Below are 16,939 nucleotides of genomic sequence, written 5' to 3'. Positions count from 1 at the left end.
GGGAACGATCAGTCAGGCCAGCGCTTGGCACATGCCGAGTGCCATGCAATCGACTTCGAACGGTCCGAGAAAATCAGCCGAAACCTTCACCGGCGGATTGCCGGCCATCAGCCCCAAGGTATTCGCTCGTTCGATGTTGTGCGCGATGTTGTGATTGGCCTCTATGGCCCGGGCCAGTGCGCCCACCGAGCCTTGGCCGATTCCCAGTAATGAAGCGCCGTTGGTGAAGAACGCTAAACCGGCGACAACCCAAAGTCTGTAGCCTTTCATGCTCCGCCAACTCCTGCGAGTTCAGCCCGGTCGACCATCACGCTTTGCGAGCGAACTTCGAACTGTACGCCGGGGTGGGCGACTTGAATCGGCGCTTCGAAACTGTGTTCCATCTGCGAGGCGATGCTCACGACCAACACCACGGCCAGATAAAGACCGATGGCCAGGTAAGCGCCGCGTTTGGCTGAATGAAGGATTGCGCTGGCCATGGTGTTCTCCCGTGGGCATGTTTCGATGTCCACAGAATCGATCAAAAAAGCCGTGGCAACCACTCAGGGTTTGCCATAGTAAACATCAGCTTCGTTGATTATTTAGCCAGTCTATTTGCGTGTTTGAACAAAACTATCGTGCTGCGGAAAACACACGTGCAGGAGCTGCCGAAGGCTGCGATCTGATCGTTCCCATGCTCAGCGTGGGAATGCCTCTCGGGACGCTCTGCGTCCAGTGACGCGGAGCGTCACGGGCTGCGTTCCCACGCGGAGCGTGGGAACGATCCCAAGGGCAAGATCAAGACTGCAGCCTTCGGCAGCTCCTACAGGGAGTTGTGCAGAACGGGCATTTCAGTGTTGGGCTTTGTGATCCAGGGCGGCGTAGAAGTTGGCGCTCTGTTGCAGGTATTTCTGGGTGTAGCTCTGGGTGTGGGATTTTTTGCTGTTGATTTCAACGTTGGCACTGGCTGGCAGCACAACGGTAGCGGAGATGGCGGAAGCGGCAATCACGGAGAAGAGATTGAAGTTCATGGCGGTAACCCTCGTGTTCGGTTGGCTTGTTTGCCCGGTTGGGCCGTGAAGCAAACTTAACGCTCGAGGGTTGATCGCTTGAAATGCTTTGTAGCATTACCGGATATCAGCGCGATTAATACAAAGAGGCAGGCCCCGTAAACCGGGGCCTGTGGCTTATTGTCGCACTAGAAACTTGAGGTCGCTCGGCGCATCCATCGGCAGTTTCTGCACGGTTTTGCCGAGCAGACCGGTCTTGCCATCGCGCTCGACGACGACAATTTCGTTGCTCTTCTGGTTGGCGATCAGCAGGAACTTACCGCTCGGATCGAGGCTGAACTCGCGCGGGTGATCACCTTCCACCGAGCGCTTTTGCAGTTCTTTGAGCTGGCCACTCGCCGGATCGATCGCGAACACCACCAGCTGATTAGCGGTGCCACGGTTGCTGACGTAGAGGAACTTGCCATCCGCCGAAGCGTGCAGCGCCGCCGCAGCCTTGTCCGAAGTCGGCTGGCCGGCGGCCAGATCGACCAGTTGCGTCTGGGTCAGCACGCCGTCGTGGTAGTCGAACACCGCGACCTGCGCGCTCATTTCCATGGTCAGCCAAGCGTGTTTACCGTCAGCGCTGAACAGCAAATGACGCGGGCCGCTGCCGGCAGGCAACGCCACGGATGCAGCTTTCGCTGGGGTCAGCGGCAGCTCCGGGTTGGCTTTCGGATCGAATTGATAAATGAAAACCTTGTCCGCGCCCAGATCATTGGAGAACACGTAGCGGCCGTCCGGCGAAGAGACCGTCGAATGGACGTGGTTGGAGGCCTGGCGCTCCGGGTTGACCCGGCTCGCCGGGTGCGCGCTCATCTGCACCACCGGTTTGAGTTTGCCGTCAGCACCCACCGGCAGTACCGCCAGCGTTCCACCCGGATCTTCCATCACCGAATAGTTGCTGACGAACAAGTGGCTGGCGTCAGCGCTGAGGCTCGAATGGGTCGGCTCGTTGCCCAGGCTTTGAACTTGATTGATCAGGGTCAGCGTGTGGGTTTTCGGATCGATCGAATAGCTGCTGACACGGCCGACCGGGTCTTTCTGGCCCGGGCCGTTTTCGTTGACCACGAACAGGCGACGCTGGTCTTTGGACAGGGTCAGCCATGACGGATTTTCGCTTTTGACCACTTGCAGCGGTTTGGCGGCGATCTGGCCGGTGGCACTGTCGAAGTTCATTCGATAGATGCCCTGGCTGGTGCCAGCGGTGTAGGAGCCAACCAGCAACTGGAAGCTTTCGGCGTACGCCGTGGACAGGCCCATGGCGCCGACGCTGCCGGCCATCAGCAGCGGCCAGAATTTACGCATTTTCATCAATTTCGTCCTCGTCGTCGCTGCTGCTGACTACGTCGCCATGACAAACCAAGCGGTGTTCGCCGATCGCTTTGGTTTCATTGAAATAGCCGACGATCAACCAGCTCTGCAAAGAGTCGTCGAAGGTTGCAGCGGCAACCTGAGCCGGCGTGAATTCCCAATGCTTGGCCGCTCGGCCGTCGATGCATTCGATGTGCAGGTTGTCGTCTTCGTCGAGGGCGAATTCGAAGGCATGCAGGCCGTCGATTTCGACCATACCGCAGTGTTCGAGGGCGTTGAGAAGGGTTTGGGCAGTCATGGCAAACAGTCTTTCTAGGGGGGAAAGGGCCAATGATAGCTCATGGCGCTCGACTCCCCGAGTAGGAGCTGCCGAAGGCTGCGATCTTTTGATTTTGTTTTTTAAGATCAAGATCAAAAGATCGCAGCCTTCGGCAGCTCCTACAGGGGCAGCGTGTCAGAGGGCGTCGCGTGAGGGCTTGCCGTCGACGAGGCGCTGGATGCGCAGCGGGTTGGCGTTCTTCAGCGGCTCGGGCAGCAAGCTGTCCGGGTAATTCTGGAAGCACACCGGACGCAAGAAACGGTCGATGGCCAGCGTGCCCACCGACGTGCCACGAGCATCAGACGTTGCCGGATACGGCCCGCCATGCACCATCGAATCACACACCTCGACACCGGTCGGATAACCGTTAAGCAGGATCCGCCCGACCTTCTGTTCCAGCAACGGCGTCAGCTCAGGGAAACGTTCAAAGTCCGCCTGCTCGCCAATGATCGTCGCGGTCAGTTGCCCATGCAGGCCGTGCAATGCGGCACTCAGTTGCGCCTTGTCCGCCACTTCGACAATCACCGTGGTCGGGCCGAACACTTCTTCCTGCAGCACTTCATCGCCATCGATCAACAGGCTCGCATCGGCCTTGAACAATTGCGGCTGAGCCTGATTACCCTGCTGCGGATTGCCGGCCAGATGCTCAATGGCGGGATGCGCCAACAGTTTCTGCAAGCCATTACCGTAGCTGCCGAGGGTGCCGGCGTTGAGCATGGTTTGCGCCGGTTGATCACCGATCAAACCCGCAACCTGCTGCACGAACGCGCTGAACTCTGGCGAGCGGATGCCGATGACCAGGCCCGGATTGGTGCAGAACTGACCGCAGCCCTGCACCACTGAAGCAGTCAAGTCGCGGGCAACCGTTTCCGAACGCTCGGCAAGGGCCTGCGGCAGGACGATCACCGGGTTGATGCTCGACATCTCGGCAAACACCGGGATCGGTTGCGGGCGTGCAGCGGCCATGTCGCACAGCGCACGTCCGCCTCTGAGCGAACCGGTGAAACCGACTGCCTGAATCGCTGGGTGCTTGACCAGCCATTCACCGACGCCACCGCCGTAGATCATGTTGAACACACCGGCAGGCATCGCGGTTTTTTCCGCTGCACGAATCACCGCGTCAGCGACCAGCTCAGCCGTGGCCATGTGACCGCTGTGGGCCTTGAACACCACCGGGCAACCGGCGGCCAGCGCCGCAGCGGTGTCGCCGCCCGCCGTGGAAAACGCCAGTGGAAAGTTGCTTGCGCCGAACACCGCAACAGGACCGAGGCCGATGCGGTATTGGCGCAGATCAGGACGTGGCAATGGCTGGCGATCCGGCAACGGCAGATCAATCCGCGCACCGTAGAAATCACCCCGACGCAGAACCTTGGCGAACAGACGCATCTGCCCGCTGGTGCGTCCGCGCTCGCCCTGAATGCGTCCGGCGGGCAACGCCGTTTCGCGGCAGACCACGGCGACGAAATCATCACCGAGGGCATCCAGTTCATCGGCAATTGCGTCGAGAAACTGCGCGCGGCGTTCGGCGCTGAGGCTGCGATAAGCCGGGTACGCGACAGCGGCAGCTTTGGCCGCTGCGTCGACTTCCTCAACCGTGGCCTGAATGAAATCGTGCGGCAAGTGTTCGCCCGTCGTGGCATCGACGGAGTGCAGTTTGACGTCGCCAGCGGCGCTGCGCTGACCACCAATGTAGTTGTGACCGAGAATCTGAGTCATGGGATCTCCTTAAAGGGTGCCGATGCTGTCCGGTTCAAATGCCGCCGGAACCGGGACGATGCCGTTGACCAGCGGGGCGCCGAATTCGGCCTGGCTGATTTCGAAGACGTCGCCCGGCTGGGTGCGGATGCCATCGGCGAACGACAGGGTCGCGGTGCCGAAGAAGTGAATGTGCACATCCCCCGGACGCAGGAACTGGCTGTACTTGAAATGGTGGTATTCGAGGTTGGCGAGGCTGTGGCACATGTTCGCCTCGCCGCTGAGAAACTCGTTCTGCCAGAGCACTTCGCCGTCACGCAGGATGCGACTGGTGCCTGCCAGATGTTGAGGCAGTTCACCGGTGCGAAGTTCCGGGCCGTAACTGCAACTGCGCAATTTCGAGTGCGCGAGGTACAGGTAATTCTTGCGCTCCATGATGTGATCGGAGAACTCGTTGCCCACCGCAAAACCCAGGCGATAAGGCTTGCCGTCGTTGCCAATGAGGTAGAGGCCGGCCATCTCTGGTTCTTCGCCAGCGTCTTCAGCAAACGGCGGCACCGGGAACGGCTGACCCGGGCGAACGACAATACTGCCGTCGCCTTTGTAGAACCATTCTGGTTGCACACCGGCCTGCCCCGCCGCCGGTTTGCCGCCCTCCACACCCCATTTGAAGATGCGCATGGTGTCGGTCATCGCCACTTCGTCGCCGGCCTGCTGGTGCATCTTGTCGCGGGCCGAGGCGCTACCCAGGTGAGTCAGGCCAGTACCGCTGACCAGCATGTGCGCCGGGTCCGGGTGATCGAGGGGCGGCAGGATGCGCAGTTGCGCGAGCAGTTCGGCGTAGTCGTGGCTGATGCCGAGGCCGAGGATCTGCACTTGCTGTTCCAGCGTGTTGCCGGCTTCGATGGCGGCGAGCGCCAGATCGCGCACGCTGCGCGCGTCTAGCACTTCGCGCACCAGATCGTTGTCGACCACGCCGACGCGGCGTTCGCGGTTGCTTAATTCGAATTGAACCAGATGCATATGTCCTCTCCTTTACACAAAACTTCGAAACACTGCAAAACCCTGTGGCAGCTGGCTTGCCAGCGATGACGGCGGCACATTCAGCATTAATGTGTCTGACAGATTGCTATCGCTGGCAAGTCGAGTCGTCGCACCGCAGCTCCCACAGGTTCGGTGGTGATGGGTCGATGGGGTTCAGGTTCGGGTAGCGCCACGGGCGCTGGCGGCAAATTGGTCAACCGGGAGCACGTGTTTGCGTTCCAGCACGCGGTAAACCACGCCCGTCAGGATCAAGCCGAACACCATCACGCCCGACAGGAAATACAGGCCGGACGCGAGATTCCCGGTGTACTCCTTCAACGCCCCGATCACGAACGGCCCGATGTATCCGCCCAGGTTCCCTACCGAGTTGATCAACGCGATCCCCGCCGCCGCACTCGCGCCGGCAAAGAAGCGCCCCGGCAAGGTCCAGAACACCGCTGTGCAGGAAAACAGCGCAAACGCCACCAGACACAACGCCGCCAATTGCGCCACGGGCAGCGACAGCCACGCACTCAGGAACAAGCCAATCGCGCCCAGCACATAAAGAACAGCCAGATGCCCGTAACGATCATTTAAACGATCGGAACTGCGCGGGATGATGAGCAAGCCGATTATCCCGAAGATATACGGCACCGACGACACAAAACCGGTGACCAGATCACTGCCGCCGAACTGTTTGATCAGCGTCGGTAACCATAGACCGAGGCCATAAATGCTCAACGTCACCGGCAGATAAAACAGCGCCAGCAGCAACACACGTTTGTCTTTCAGCGCATGCAGCGGGTTGCCGTGGCGGGTCTGGCCGTACTCCTGCAGATCCTTTTTCAGCTCACCGGTCAGCCAGTCTTTCTCGGCTTGATCCATCCATTTCACTTGTTGCGGACCGTCAGGCAACCAGCGCAGCACTGGCCAGGTCAGGAGGATCGCCGGGGTGCCGATGACGATGAACAGCCACTGCCAGCCGTGCAGGCCAAGGACGCCGTCCATGCCGAGCAAACCGCCGGACACCGGGCCGGTGATCATCATCGCGATCGGCTGGGAGAGGATGAACAGGCCAAGGATCTTGCCGCGATGGCGCACCGGGAACCATTGGGTGATGTAGTAGAGAACGCCGGGGAAGAACCCCGCCTCGGCCGCGCCGAGCAGAAAGCGCATCACGTAGAAACTGTGCGGGCCCTGAACGAAGGCCATGCCGATGGTGATCGCGCCCCAGGTGATCATGATCCGCGCAAACCAGCGCCGTGCGCCGAAGCGTTCGAGCATCAGGTTGCTGGGGATTTCGAGAAGGAAGTAGCCAATGAAGAACAGCCCGGCACCGAGGCCGTAGGCGGCGTCGCCGATGCCGATGTCAGCGCCCATGTGCAGCTTGGCGAAGCCGACGGCGGAGCGATCCACATAGGCGATCAGGTACAGCAGGATCAGGAAGGGAATCAGTTTCAGCGTAATGCGCCGGATTAGCCGCAGTTCCTGGCTCATGAGATCGGTCTCCGATTGTTGTTTTTATAGAACCTCGGGGGACGCCTCTCACGGAAAAACCGTCAGGGCCATCCCTCCGTCGAAAACGACTATATAGTAATACTAATTCACCAACAACACTTCCAAACCTAGGATTTTGCGCTTAGATTAGGCCGTAGCTGGAACACTATAGTCATACAATAAGAGAATCGATCATGTCTGATAAGAAACCCACCCTGCGCTCCGCCCAATGGTTTGGCACGGCCGACAAGAACGGCTTCATGTACCGCAGCTGGATGAAGAATCAGGGCATCGCCGACCACCAGTTCCATGGCAAGCCGATCATCGGCATCTGCAACACCTGGTCGGAACTGACCCCGTGCAACGCGCACTTCCGCCAGATCGCGGAGCACGTCAAACGCGGGGTGATCGAGGCCGGTGGTTTTCCAGTGGAATTCCCGGTGTTCTCCAACGGCGAATCGAACCTGCGCCCGACCGCCATGCTCACTCGCAACCTGGCGAGCATGGACGTTGAAGAGGCCATTCGCGGCAACCCGATCGACGGCGTGGTGCTGCTGACCGGTTGCGACAAAACCACTCCAGCGCTGCTGATGGGCGCGGCGAGTTGCGATGTGCCGGCGATTGTTGTGACTGGCGGGCCGATGCTCAACGGCAAGCACAAGGGCAAGGACATCGGCTCGGGCACCGTGGTCTGGCAGCTCAGCGAGCAGGTCAAGGCCGGCACCATCACGATTGACGATTTCCTTGCGGCCGAGGGTGGCATGTCGCGTTCGGCAGGCACTTGCAACACCATGGGCACGGCGTCGACCATGGCCTGCATGGCTGAAGCACTGGGCACTTCCCTGCCGCACAACGCGGCGATCCCGGCGGTGGATGCGCGACGTTATGTGTTGGCGCACATGTCCGGTATGCGTGCAGTGGAGATGGTTCGCGAAGATTTGAAACTGTCGAAGATCCTCACCAAGGAAGCCTTCGAAAACGCCATCCGGGTCAACGCCGCCATCGGTGGTTCGACCAACGCGGTGATTCACTTGAAAGCTATCGCTGGACGCATCGGCGTTGAACTGGATCTGGACGACTGGACCCGTATCGGTCGTGGCATGCCGACCATCGTCGACCTGCAACCGTCGGGGCGTTTCCTGATGGAAGAGTTCTATTACGCCGGTGGTTTGCCGGCAGTGCTGCGGCGTCTCGGTGAAGCCAATCTGATCCCTAACCCGAATGCACTGACGGTCAATGGCAAGTCGATTGGCGAGAACACCAAGGACGCGCCGATCTATGGCGAGGACGAAGTGATCCGCACCCTAGACAATCCGATCCGTGCTGACGGCGGCATTTGCGTATTGCGCGGCAATCTGGCGCCACTGGGTGCCGTGCTCAAGCCGTCCGCCGCGACCCCGGAATTGATGCAGCATCGCGGCCGCGCGGTAGTGTTCGAGAACTTCGACATGTACAAGGCGCGGATCAACGATCCGGAACTGGATGTCGATAAAGATTCGATTCTGGTGATGAAGAACTGCGGGCCGAAGGGTTATCCGGGCATGGCCGAAGTCGGCAACATGGGCTTGCCGGCCAAGTTGTTGGCACAGGGTGTGACCGACATGGTGCGCATTTCTGATGCGCGGATGAGCGGCACGGCGTACGGCACGGTGGTTTTGCACGTGGCGCCGGAAGCGGCGGCCGGCGGGCCTTTGGCGACGGTGCAGGAAGGCGACTGGATCGAGCTGGATTGCGCCACCGGGCGGCTGCACCTGGATATTCCGGATGCCGAACTGGCGGCACGCATGGCGGATCTGCAGCCGCCGCAGCAGTTGTTGGTGGGCGGGTATCGTCAGTTGTACATCGACCATGTGCTGCAGGCGGATCAGGGCTGTGACTTCGACTTCCTGGTAGGCTGCCGCGGCGCTGAAGTCCCGCGCCACTCTCACTGACCTTCTCCACCGATCGTTCCCATGCTCCGCGTGGGAATGCCTCAAGGGACGCTCCGCGTTCCAGCTCTGAAATGGGACGCAGAGCGTCCCGGGCAGCATTCCCACGCAGAGCGTGGGAACGATCATTACCCGCCTCAAGATTGTCTGGTGCCTGCTATGATGCGCGGCATCTCCATCGCTCAGGATCGCGCCACTCCCCATGGATTACCGCAAACCTTCCGACCGCAAAAGCATGCATTCGCGCATCGTCCAGGAACTGGGCATGCAGATCGTCTCCGGACACTTCTTGCCCGACGACAAACTGCCCGCCGAAGCCCTGCTCTGCGAGGAGTACGCGGTCAGCCGGCCGGTGTTACGCGAAGCCACGCGGGTGCTGGTGGCCAAGGGGCTGGTGTATTCCAAGCCTCGGGTTGGCACGGTGGTCAAGGCCCGGCGCGAATGGCACATGCTCGACCCGGACGTGCTGCACTGGCTGATGCAAAGCAGCCCGCAGAATGAATTCTTCAATGTGCTAACCAGTGTGCGCAGCATCATCGAACCGGCGGCTGCCGCCCTCGCTGCTCAACATGCGACCGAGGCTGATATTGCCGCGATTGGCGAGGCGTATCAGCGCATGGAAGCGGCGCCGACGCCGGAAGCGTTGTTGCAGCCGGATCTGGATTTCCATAGCCGGATTGCCGATGCGACACACAACGACTTGTTGGCGAATCTGTGCAATATGTTGTCGGTGGCGATTGCCGAGGCGTTGAAGCATTCGAATCAGCGGCCGAATCTGCATGAATTGGCGTTGCCACGGCATAAGGCGATTTTGACGGCGATCGAGAATCGTGATGCGCTGGGGGCTCGGCATGCGACGTTGGTGCAGCTGGATGATGCGCGTAGTGCTTTGAGTGTCGTGCTTGGCGCTGAACTCACTTAAGGCTTGAGACTGCTTGCCCTCACCCTAGCCCTCCCGAAACGTCGGACCGCCCAGAGGTAGAGGGGACCGATTGGGGGATATTCGGGATTTACGCCGACTTGAACGATTTGCAGTGAATCCATAACCGACTGGCATCTCAAGTCGAATGATTTGCTTTAAATCCATAATCAACTCGGTATCTCAGGTCGAATGATTTGCGTTAAATCCATAATCAACTCGGTGTTTCAGGTCGATGTATCAAGCCGCACACCGCGGTCAGTCCCCTCTCCCTCCGGGAGAGGGTTAGGGTGAGGGGGCTCTTGATCTTAAAACACAAAAAAGCCGCAACCCTAAGGTTGCGGCTTTGTCGTTTCAGCCTTTCAGATCAATTCAGCCTTTCAGATCAATGCGCAAACAGCGAATTGCCCTTCTGCCCCGCCAGCTTCTCCGGCTTGATCAGGAACTTCGCCAGTGCCGGCAGCAGCCACAGCGCCCCGAACATGTTCCACAGCAGCATGAAGGTCAGCATCAGGCCCATGTCGGCCTGGAACTTGATCGCCGAGAAGATCCAGGTGCACACACCGATCGCCAGGCACAGACCGGTGAACAGCACGGCTTTACCGGTGGATTTCAGCGTCTGGTAATAGGCTTCCTGCAACGGCAGCCCCGCACGCAGGAAACTCTCCAGACGGCTGTAGATGTAGATGCCGTAGTCGACACCGATCCCCACACCCAGCGCCACCACCGGCAAGGTCGCGACTTTCACGCCGATGCCCATGAACGCCATCAGCGCGTTGCCGAGTACCGAGGTCAGCACCAGCGGCAGGACGATGCACAGCGTCGCCGCCCACGAACGGAAGGTGATCATGCACATCACTGCCACGCAGATGTACACCAGAATCAGGATGGTCAGCTCAGCCTGCTTGATGACTTCGTTGGTGGCCGCTTCGATGCCGGCGTTACCGGCGGCGAGGATGAATTCCAGACCGTCCTTGTTGTTGTCCTTGGCGAATTCCTGCACCGCGTGCACCGCACGATCGAGGGTTTCAGCCTTGTGATCGTTGAGGAACACCAGCACTGGCGCCAGCGAGCAACTGTTGTTGTACAGACCGTCGGCGCGGGCAATCGAGTTGTTCAGCACGTCCGGGTTGCGCGACAGGGTTTCCCACTTCAGGTTGCCCTCGTTCATGCCCTTGATCATCTGCTTGGACACGGTCACCAGCGAGATCGCCGACTGCACGCCCTCGGTGTTCTGCATCTTCCACATCAGCTCATCGATCGGCGCCATGGCCTCATAACGCGAGCAACCTTCAGCCTTGGTCTTGACCATCACCACCAGCACGTCGGAACTGGTCGAGTAGTTGTTGATGATGAAGTTGTTGTCCTTGTTGTAGCGCGAGTCCGGACGCAGTTCCGGCGCGCCCTGGTCGAGGTCGCCGATTTTCAGGTTCTGGCTGTACCAGAGGCCGCCGCCGAAGGCGATCAGCGCCAGCACCACCGAAATACGTGCGACTTTCGGGTTGGCGAAGTTCGACAGCAGGCGCCAGAACGGGTGTTCGCGGTTGGCGTCCTTCTTGCTCTTGGCAATCGCGCGCTTGCTGATACCGACATAGGAAATGGCGACCGGCAGCAGGATCAGGTTGGTGAACACGATCACCGCCACGCCGATCGACGCGCCGATGGCCAGTTCACGGATTACGCCGATGTCGATGATCAGCAGGGTGATGAAGCCCACCGCATCCGCAAGAATCGCGATCATCCCCGGCAGGAACAGTTGGCGGAAGGTGCGCCGCGCTGCAGTCAACGCGTTGTCGGCCTCGCTCGATTGCAGGGCGATGCCGTTGATCTTCTGCACGCCGTGGGAAATACCGATGGCGAAAATCAGGAACGGCACCAGCATCGAATACGGATCGAGTCCGAAACCGAAGAAGTGCATCAAGCCGAGCTGCCAGACCACCGCCACCAGCGTCGTACTCAACACCGCGATGGTGCTGCGTACGCAGTTGGTGAACCACAACAGCAGAATCAGGGTGATGACAAACGCGATGCCGAAGAACAGCACGACCATCACCAGACCGTCGATCAGGTCGCCGACCTTTTTGGCGAAACCGACGATGTGGATTTTGACGTTGGGATTCTGCGCTTCGAACTTGTTGCGGATCTTGTCTTCGAGTTCATGGGAGAACTTGCGGTAGTCCAGCGCGAGCAACTTGCCCTGGTCTTCCGGGTCCGGGTAGGACTCCAGCAGCGGGATGTCAACGATGCTCGACTTGAAGTCGTTGGCCACCAGACGCCCGACCTGACCTGACTTGAGTACGTTGTTGCGCAGCAGATCGAGACTGTCTTGCGAGCCGTTGTAGCTCTGCGGGATCACTTCACCGCCGGCGAAACCCTCTTCGGTCACTTCGGTCCAGCGTACGCTCGGGCTCCACAGCGACTTCAGGCCAGAACGGTCGACGCCGGAGATGTAGAACACCTCGTCGTTGATCTGGCGCAGAGTCTCCATGTACTCCTTGGAGAAGATGTCGCCGTCCTTGGCTTCCACCGAAATGCGCACAGTGTTGCCCAGGTTCGCCAGATCGTTGCGGTGCTCCATCATCTTCTCGATGAACGGATGCTTGAGCGGGATCATTTTTTCGAAACTGGTCGACGGCCGGATCAGCGTGGCCTGCCAGAACAGGAAAATACTCACCACCAGGCAGATAAGGATCACTGCCGGACGGTTGTTGAAGATCAGGCGCTCAAGAAACGTCGCCTTGTCCTGCTGAGGAGTGATCAAGGAAGTCATAGCCCCGCCTTCTTATTATTGATCTCGGCACCGTTTGGCAGCGTGGTGTGAACGCCACCCTGCCCGCTCAGAATCAGGTTGCCGTCGCCGGCAGCGGTGACCGACGACAGGGAAATACGATCCGGACGGTTGAACACGCTGAAGGTCTCGCCGTTGTCGCTGCTGCTGATCACCGAACCGCCGTTGCCAACGATCACGATCGAGCCATCTTCAAGCAGGGTCGCGCCGGACAGGCCGAATTCCAGCGATCCGCGCGCAGCTTTCAGCTCGACCTGCTCCCAGGTGCTACCGAAATCGGTGGAGCGGTAGAGGTTGCCGCGCAAGCCGTACGCCAGCAGGGTCTGCGGTTGCGCCGTGCCGATCACGCCGAACAGCGAACCTTCGTACGGGCCTTCGAGTTTTTCCCAGGTCTGGCCGTCATCGGCGGAGCGGAACATGCTGCCCGACTCGCCGACGATAAACAGCCCGGCGTCCTTCACCGCTGCGATGGCGTTGAGGTGGAATTGATCTTCGTTGTCGAGGCGGTCACTGACGTCTTCCCAGTTTTTACCGCCGTCGGTGGTTTCCATCAACGCGCCGTACGCGCCCACGGCGAGGCCGCTGTTGACGTCCTTGAACCAGACGTCGAGCAGCGGCGATTCACGTTTGAGGTCTTCGAATTGCTTGGCCCAGGTCAGACCGCCGTCTGCGCTGGCGAGGATTTGCGCGTCATGGCCGACCGCCCAGCCGTGTTTGTCGTCGACAAAATACACAGCCGTCAGCAGTTGCCGGCTCGGCACCTTGGCTTGCTTCCAGGTTTTGCCCTGGTCATCGGAATAGAGAATGTGTCCGCGATCGCCGACCGCGACCAGGCGTGCGCCAGCGTGGACGACATCGAGTATCAGGCTTTTCGCGGCTTTGGCGGATTCGGTGGCATAGACCACATCGGCCGGCGCCTCGGCGGCAATCACAGGTGCCGATAACGTGGCCAAGCCCAGCATGGAGAGTGCTGTGGCCAGCAACGCGGTGTTGCGTAACGCCGGCGGGCGGCAACGACTCATAGACCTTCCCCTCTTTATTATTGTTAGGCCATCTGGCCTTCAAGGGCGCCGCAAGTGTGCTCCGCTGATGGCTGGTCAGAAGCATAGTCCTGAAACCCGCAATCCAGAGCCACTTCGGAAGCTGGCTCATCCTATCGGGCTTTCGAAACGTCTGACAATCGGCGCCACGTTATCTTTTGTTAACCGAAAGCGGCCCTCTACCGACGCTGATTTCCATTGTGGGAGCGAGCCTGCTCGCGAATGCGGTGCACCAGTCACCCAGTTTATTGGCTGACCCACCGCTTTCGCGAGCAGGCTCGCTCCCACAGGGGTTAGAGGTGGTCTTGGAATTTGTGGTTGTCAGTGAATGCAGCGCCATTCGCCGGATGTATGACGCAATTCTTGCGAGAGGGACTTGCACGATCGGTATTATGGTATACCATCAGACGCACAGACACTCTCAATCCCCCAACGGAGCAGCTCATGAGTTTCGAAATTCGCAAGATCGTCAGCTATGTCGAAGAAACCTTCATCGAAGGCGGCAAAGCCACCGACAAGCCAGTGACCATGGTCGGCCTCGCCGTGGTGATGAAAAACCCTTGGGTGGGCAACGGTTTCGTTGAAGACCTCAAGCCGCAGATCCGCGCCAATTGCTCCGACCTCGGTGCACTGATGGTCGAGCGTCTGGTCGGCATCATCGGCGGCGCGGAAAAGATCGAGGCCTACGGCAAAGCGGCTGTGGTCGGCGCCGATGGCGAGATCGAACACGCCTCCGCCGTGATCCACACCCTGCGCTTCGGCAACCACTACCGCGAAGCCGTCAACGCCAAGAGCTACCTGAGCTTCACCAACAAGCGCGGAGGCCCGGGCACCTCGATTCAGATCCCGATGATGCACAAGGACGATGAAGGCCAGCGTTCGCACTACATCACTCTGGAAATGCAGATCGAAGACGCGCCGCGTGCCGACGAAATCGTTGTGGTGCTGGGTTGCGCCGACGGTGGTCGCCTGCACCCGCGCATCGGTAACCGCTACATCGATCTGGAAGAACTGGCCGCCGAAAAGGCCCAGTAATCACAATAAAAAGGCACTGCAGGAGCGCTCCATGATTCGGCTCACCGCTGAACTCACCCCGGCTGGCACCAGTTACCTGGCGACCGGCCAAGGCCAGCCCGTGGTTTTGATCCACGGCGTGGGCCTGAACAAAGAAATGTGGGGCGGGCAGATTGTCGGCCTGTCCAGCCAGTACCGGGTGATCGCCTACGACATGCTCGGTCATGGCGCGAGCCCGCGACCGGCCAGCGGCACCAACCTGCTCGGTTACGCCGATCAGTTGCTGGAGTTGCTCGATCATCTGAATCTGCAACAGGCAGCGGTGATCGGTTTCTCAATGGGCGGGCTGGTCGCGCGGGCTTTTGCCCTGCATTACCCGGAGCGCCTGCAAAGCCTGGTGGTCTTGAACAGCGTGTTCAACCGCAGCGAAGAACAGCGTGCCGGGGTCATCGCCCGTACCGCGCAAGCGGCGGAACATGGCCCGGACGCCAATGCTGAAGCCGCGTTGTCACGCTGGTTCAGCCGCGAGTATCAGGCGGCCAATCCGGCGCAGATCGCCGCATTGCGCCAGACCCTCGCCAATAATGATCCGCAGGGTTACCTGACCACTTATGAATTGTTCGCCACCCAAGACATGTACCGCGCCGACGATCTGGGCAGCATTCAGGCGCCGACGCTGATCGCCACCGGTGAACTCGATCCGGGTTCGACCCCGGAAATGGCCGAGCAACTGGCCCGGCGCATTCCCGGTGCGAAGGTTGCCGTGCTGCCTGAGCAACGGCATATGATGCCCGTAGAGTCGCCGCGTCTGGTCAATCAGACGCTGCTGGAATTTCTCGAATTCGCACACTCCCGACAAAACCATATAAAGGGGATCGTTGCATGACACTCGCACGCTTCCAGATGTGCATCGGCGGAGAATGGGTCGATGCCCTCTCCGGCAAGACCTTCGAAAGCCTCAACCCGGCCACGGCACAAGCCTGGGCCGAACTGCCTGACGCTGATGAGGCGGACGTCGAACGCGCCGTGCAATCGGCACAGACGGCATTCGACAGCCCGGCGTGGCGTGGTCTGACCGCCACCGCACGCGGCAAACTGCTGCGCCGTCTCGGTGATCTTATCGCCGAAAATAAAGAACACCTGGCGCAGCTGGAAAGCCGCGACAACGGCAAACTGATCCGCGAAACCCGTGGCCAGGTCAGCTATCTGCCGGAGTTCTTCCACTACACCGCCGGCCTGGCCGACAAGCTCGAAGGCGGCACGCTGCCGTTGGATAAGCCGGATCTGTTCGCCTACACCGTGCACGAAGCCATGGGTGTGGTCGCGGCGATCATTCCGTGGAACAGCCCGCTTTATCTGACCGCAATCAAACTCGCCCCGGCCCTCGCCGCTGGCAATACGATTGTGATCAAGCCGTCCGAGCACGCTTCGGCGACCATTCTTGAGCTGGCACGTCTGGCCCTCGAAGCCGGGATTCCGCCGGGTGTGGTCAACGTCGTCACCGGTTACGGCCCAAGCACAGGCGCCGCCCTCACCCGCCATCCGCTGATCCGCAAGATCGCCTTCACCGGCGGCGCGGCGACTGCACGGCATGTGGTGCGCAGCAGCGCCGAGAACTTCGCCAAGCTGTCGCTGGAACTGGGCGGCAAGTCGCCGAACATCATCTTCGCCGACGCCGATCTGGACAGCGCGATCAACGGCGCGATCGCCGGGATCTACGCGGCCTCCGGGCAGAGCTGCGTGTCGGGTTCGCGGCTGTTGGTGCAGGACGAGATCTACGACGAATTCGTCAGCCGACTGGTCGAACGCGCCCAGCGCATTCGCATCGGCAACCCGCAGGAAGACCACAGTGAAATGGGCCCGATGGCCACCGCGCAGCAACTGGCGGTGGTCGAAGGTCTGGTCGCCGACGCCATCGCTGAAGGCGCGCGTTTGCGCACTGGCGGCAAGCGTCCGACCGATCTCGGCGAAGGCTGGTTCTACGAGCCGACGCTGTTCGAATGCGACCGCAATTCGATGAAGATCATGCAGGAAGAAGTCTTCGGCCCGGTGGCGTCGGTGATCCGCTTTAAAGATGAAGCCGAAGCACTGGCGATCGCCAACGACTCGCAGTTCGGCCTCGCCGCCGGCATCTGGACCCGTGATCTCGGTCGCGCCCATCGCTTGGCGCGTGATGTTCGCTCGGGGATTATCTGGGTCAACACTTACCGCGCGGTGTCGGCGATGGCGCCGATCGGCGGCTTCAAGAACAGTGGCTATGGACGCGAAAGCGGCATCGATTCGGTGCTGGCCTACACCGAACTGAAAACGGTGTGGATCAACCTTTCCCAGGCGCCAATGCCTGATCCGTTTGTGATGCGCTAGGAGTCCTGCG

Annotated in this window: 15 protein-coding genes; 5 read left to right on the top strand and 10 right to left on the bottom strand. The window is 60.2% G+C overall.

Features of this window, described 5'->3' with window-relative positions:
* Positions 1-12: 12 nt before the first annotated feature.
* The 8 genes from J0G10_RS13675 to J0G10_RS13640 all read right to left on the bottom strand — a co-directional run bounded on the left by J0G10_RS13675 (position 13) and on the right by J0G10_RS13640 (position 6,876).
* Positions 13-270, bottom strand: a complete 258-nt coding sequence (locus tag J0G10_RS13675; RefSeq protein ID WP_220558682.1) for a hypothetical protein — start codon at positions 268-270, stop codon at positions 13-15.
* A complete protein-coding gene (locus J0G10_RS13670) occupies positions 267-479 on the bottom strand; it encodes a hypothetical protein (RefSeq protein ID WP_093437841.1) in 213 nt (70 codons plus the stop codon). Before J0G10_RS13670 ends, J0G10_RS13675 begins: the two co-directional genes overlap by 4 nt.
* Positions 480-830: 351 nt before the next feature.
* A complete protein-coding gene (locus J0G10_RS13665; RefSeq protein WP_007917967.1) occupies positions 831-1,010 on the bottom strand; it encodes a hypothetical protein in 180 nt (59 codons plus the stop codon).
* A 156-nt stretch (positions 1,011-1,166) separates the two neighbouring features.
* Positions 1,167-2,342 carry a lactonase family protein gene (locus tag J0G10_RS13660; RefSeq protein ID WP_220558681.1) on the bottom strand — a complete coding sequence of 392 codons (1,176 nt, stop codon included), beginning with the start codon at positions 2,340-2,342 and terminating at the stop codon, positions 1,167-1,169.
* Positions 2,329-2,640 (bottom strand): DUF5629 family protein, encoded by a 312-nt coding sequence (locus J0G10_RS13655; RefSeq protein ID WP_220558680.1) that lies wholly within the window; start codon positions 2,638-2,640, stop codon positions 2,329-2,331. The genes J0G10_RS13660 and J0G10_RS13655 overlap by 14 nt, the downstream gene beginning before the upstream one ends.
* 156 nt (positions 2,641-2,796) lie before the next feature.
* Entirely contained in the window at positions 2,797-4,377 is a 1,581-nt protein-coding gene (locus J0G10_RS13650; protein ID WP_220558679.1) for an aldehyde dehydrogenase (NADP(+)), read from the bottom strand.
* A 9-nt stretch (positions 4,378-4,386) separates the two neighbouring features.
* Positions 4,387-5,379: an AraD1 family protein gene (gene araD1, locus J0G10_RS13645; RefSeq protein WP_220558678.1), complete on the bottom strand. Its 993-nt coding sequence runs from the start codon at positions 5,377-5,379 to the stop codon at positions 4,387-4,389.
* 174 nt (positions 5,380-5,553) lie between these two features.
* Positions 5,554-6,876, bottom strand: coding sequence for an MFS transporter (locus tag J0G10_RS13640; protein WP_077573249.1), 1,323 nt, complete (start codon positions 6,874-6,876; stop codon positions 5,554-5,556).
* A gap of 194 nt (positions 6,877-7,070) precedes the next feature.
* Between J0G10_RS13640 and J0G10_RS13635 the strand changes: the two genes are divergently transcribed.
* Together J0G10_RS13635 and J0G10_RS13630 are read left to right on the top strand one after the other, a co-directional pair.
* Complete coding sequence (locus J0G10_RS13635; protein ID WP_108226767.1) at positions 7,071-8,807, top strand: IlvD/Edd family dehydratase; 1,737 nt, start codon at positions 7,071-7,073, stop codon at positions 8,805-8,807.
* 199 nt (positions 8,808-9,006) lie between these two features.
* Complete coding sequence (locus J0G10_RS13630) at positions 9,007-9,726, top strand: FadR/GntR family transcriptional regulator (protein WP_220558677.1); 720 nt, start codon at positions 9,007-9,009, stop codon at positions 9,724-9,726.
* 382 nt (positions 9,727-10,108) lie between these two features.
* On the opposite strand, the gene J0G10_RS13625 is transcribed toward J0G10_RS13630, so the two are convergent.
* Positions 10,109-12,493, bottom strand: coding sequence for an efflux RND transporter permease subunit (locus J0G10_RS13625; protein WP_095050102.1), 2,385 nt, complete (start codon positions 12,491-12,493; stop codon positions 10,109-10,111).
* The gene (locus J0G10_RS13620; RefSeq protein WP_220558676.1) at positions 12,490-13,533 is read right to left on the bottom strand and encodes a WD40/YVTN/BNR-like repeat-containing protein; all 1,044 of its coding nucleotides are present in this window, start codon (positions 13,531-13,533) and stop codon (positions 12,490-12,492) included. The genes J0G10_RS13625 and J0G10_RS13620 overlap by 4 nt, the downstream gene beginning before the upstream one ends.
* 462 nt (positions 13,534-13,995) lie before the next feature.
* On the opposite strand from J0G10_RS13620, the gene J0G10_RS13615 reads away from it, so the two are divergent.
* The 3 genes from J0G10_RS13615 to J0G10_RS13605 are packed head-to-tail and all read left to right on the top strand — an operon-like array spanning position 13,996 to position 16,929.
* Positions 13,996-14,586, top strand: coding sequence for an amino acid synthesis family protein (locus J0G10_RS13615; RefSeq protein ID WP_007917992.1), 591 nt, complete (start codon positions 13,996-13,998; stop codon positions 14,584-14,586).
* 31 nt (positions 14,587-14,617) lie between these two features.
* Positions 14,618-15,451, top strand: a complete 834-nt coding sequence (locus J0G10_RS13610; RefSeq protein ID WP_220558675.1) for an alpha/beta fold hydrolase — start codon at positions 14,618-14,620, stop codon at positions 15,449-15,451.
* Complete coding sequence (locus J0G10_RS13605) at positions 15,448-16,929, top strand: aldehyde dehydrogenase (protein ID WP_220558674.1); 1,482 nt, start codon at positions 15,448-15,450, stop codon at positions 16,927-16,929. The genes J0G10_RS13610 and J0G10_RS13605 overlap by 4 nt, the downstream gene beginning before the upstream one ends.
* The last annotated feature ends 10 nt before the right edge of the window (positions 16,930-16,939 follow it).

The sequence above is a fragment of the Pseudomonas germanica genome (genome assembly GCF_019614655.1).
GTDB classification, from domain to species: Bacteria; Pseudomonadota; Gammaproteobacteria; order Pseudomonadales; family Pseudomonadaceae; genus Aquipseudomonas; species Aquipseudomonas neuropathica.
This window is presented reverse-complemented; position numbering and strand designations above follow the sequence as displayed.

Coding starts and splice junctions, on each gene's coding strand:
- J0G10_RS13675 (WP_220558682.1), bottom strand. CDS start 270: ATGAAAGGCTACAGACTTTGGGTTGTCGCCGGTTTAGCGTTCTTCACC.
- J0G10_RS13670 (WP_093437841.1), bottom strand. CDS start 479: ATGGCCAGCGCAATCCTTCATTCAGCCAAACGCGGCGCTTACCTGGCC.
- J0G10_RS13665 (WP_007917967.1), bottom strand. CDS start 1,010: ATGAACTTCAATCTCTTCTCCGTGATTGCCGCTTCCGCCATCTCCGCT.
- J0G10_RS13660 (WP_220558681.1), bottom strand. CDS start 2,342: ATGAAAATGCGTAAATTCTGGCCGCTGCTGATGGCCGGCAGCGTCGGC.
- J0G10_RS13655 (WP_220558680.1), bottom strand. CDS start 2,640: ATGACTGCCCAAACCCTTCTCAACGCCCTCGAACACTGCGGTATGGTC.
- J0G10_RS13650 (WP_220558679.1), bottom strand. CDS start 4,377: ATGACTCAGATTCTCGGTCACAACTACATTGGTGGTCAGCGCAGCGCC.
- araD1 (WP_220558678.1), bottom strand. CDS start 5,379: ATGCATCTGGTTCAATTCGAATTAAGCAACCGCGAACGCCGCGTCGGC.
- J0G10_RS13640 (WP_077573249.1), bottom strand. CDS start 6,876: ATGAGCCAGGAACTGCGGCTAATCCGGCGCATTACGCTGAAACTGATT.
- J0G10_RS13635 (WP_108226767.1), top strand. CDS start 7,071: ATGTCTGATAAGAAACCCACCCTGCGCTCCGCCCAATGGTTTGGCACG.
- J0G10_RS13630 (WP_220558677.1), top strand. CDS start 9,007: ATGGATTACCGCAAACCTTCCGACCGCAAAAGCATGCATTCGCGCATC.
- J0G10_RS13625 (WP_095050102.1), bottom strand. CDS start 12,493: ATGACTTCCTTGATCACTCCTCAGCAGGACAAGGCGACGTTTCTTGAG.
- J0G10_RS13620 (WP_220558676.1), bottom strand. CDS start 13,533: ATGAGTCGTTGCCGCCCGCCGGCGTTACGCAACACCGCGTTGCTGGCC.
- J0G10_RS13615 (WP_007917992.1), top strand. CDS start 13,996: ATGAGTTTCGAAATTCGCAAGATCGTCAGCTATGTCGAAGAAACCTTC.
- J0G10_RS13610 (WP_220558675.1), top strand. CDS start 14,618: ATGATTCGGCTCACCGCTGAACTCACCCCGGCTGGCACCAGTTACCTG.
- J0G10_RS13605 (WP_220558674.1), top strand. CDS start 15,448: ATGACACTCGCACGCTTCCAGATGTGCATCGGCGGAGAATGGGTCGAT.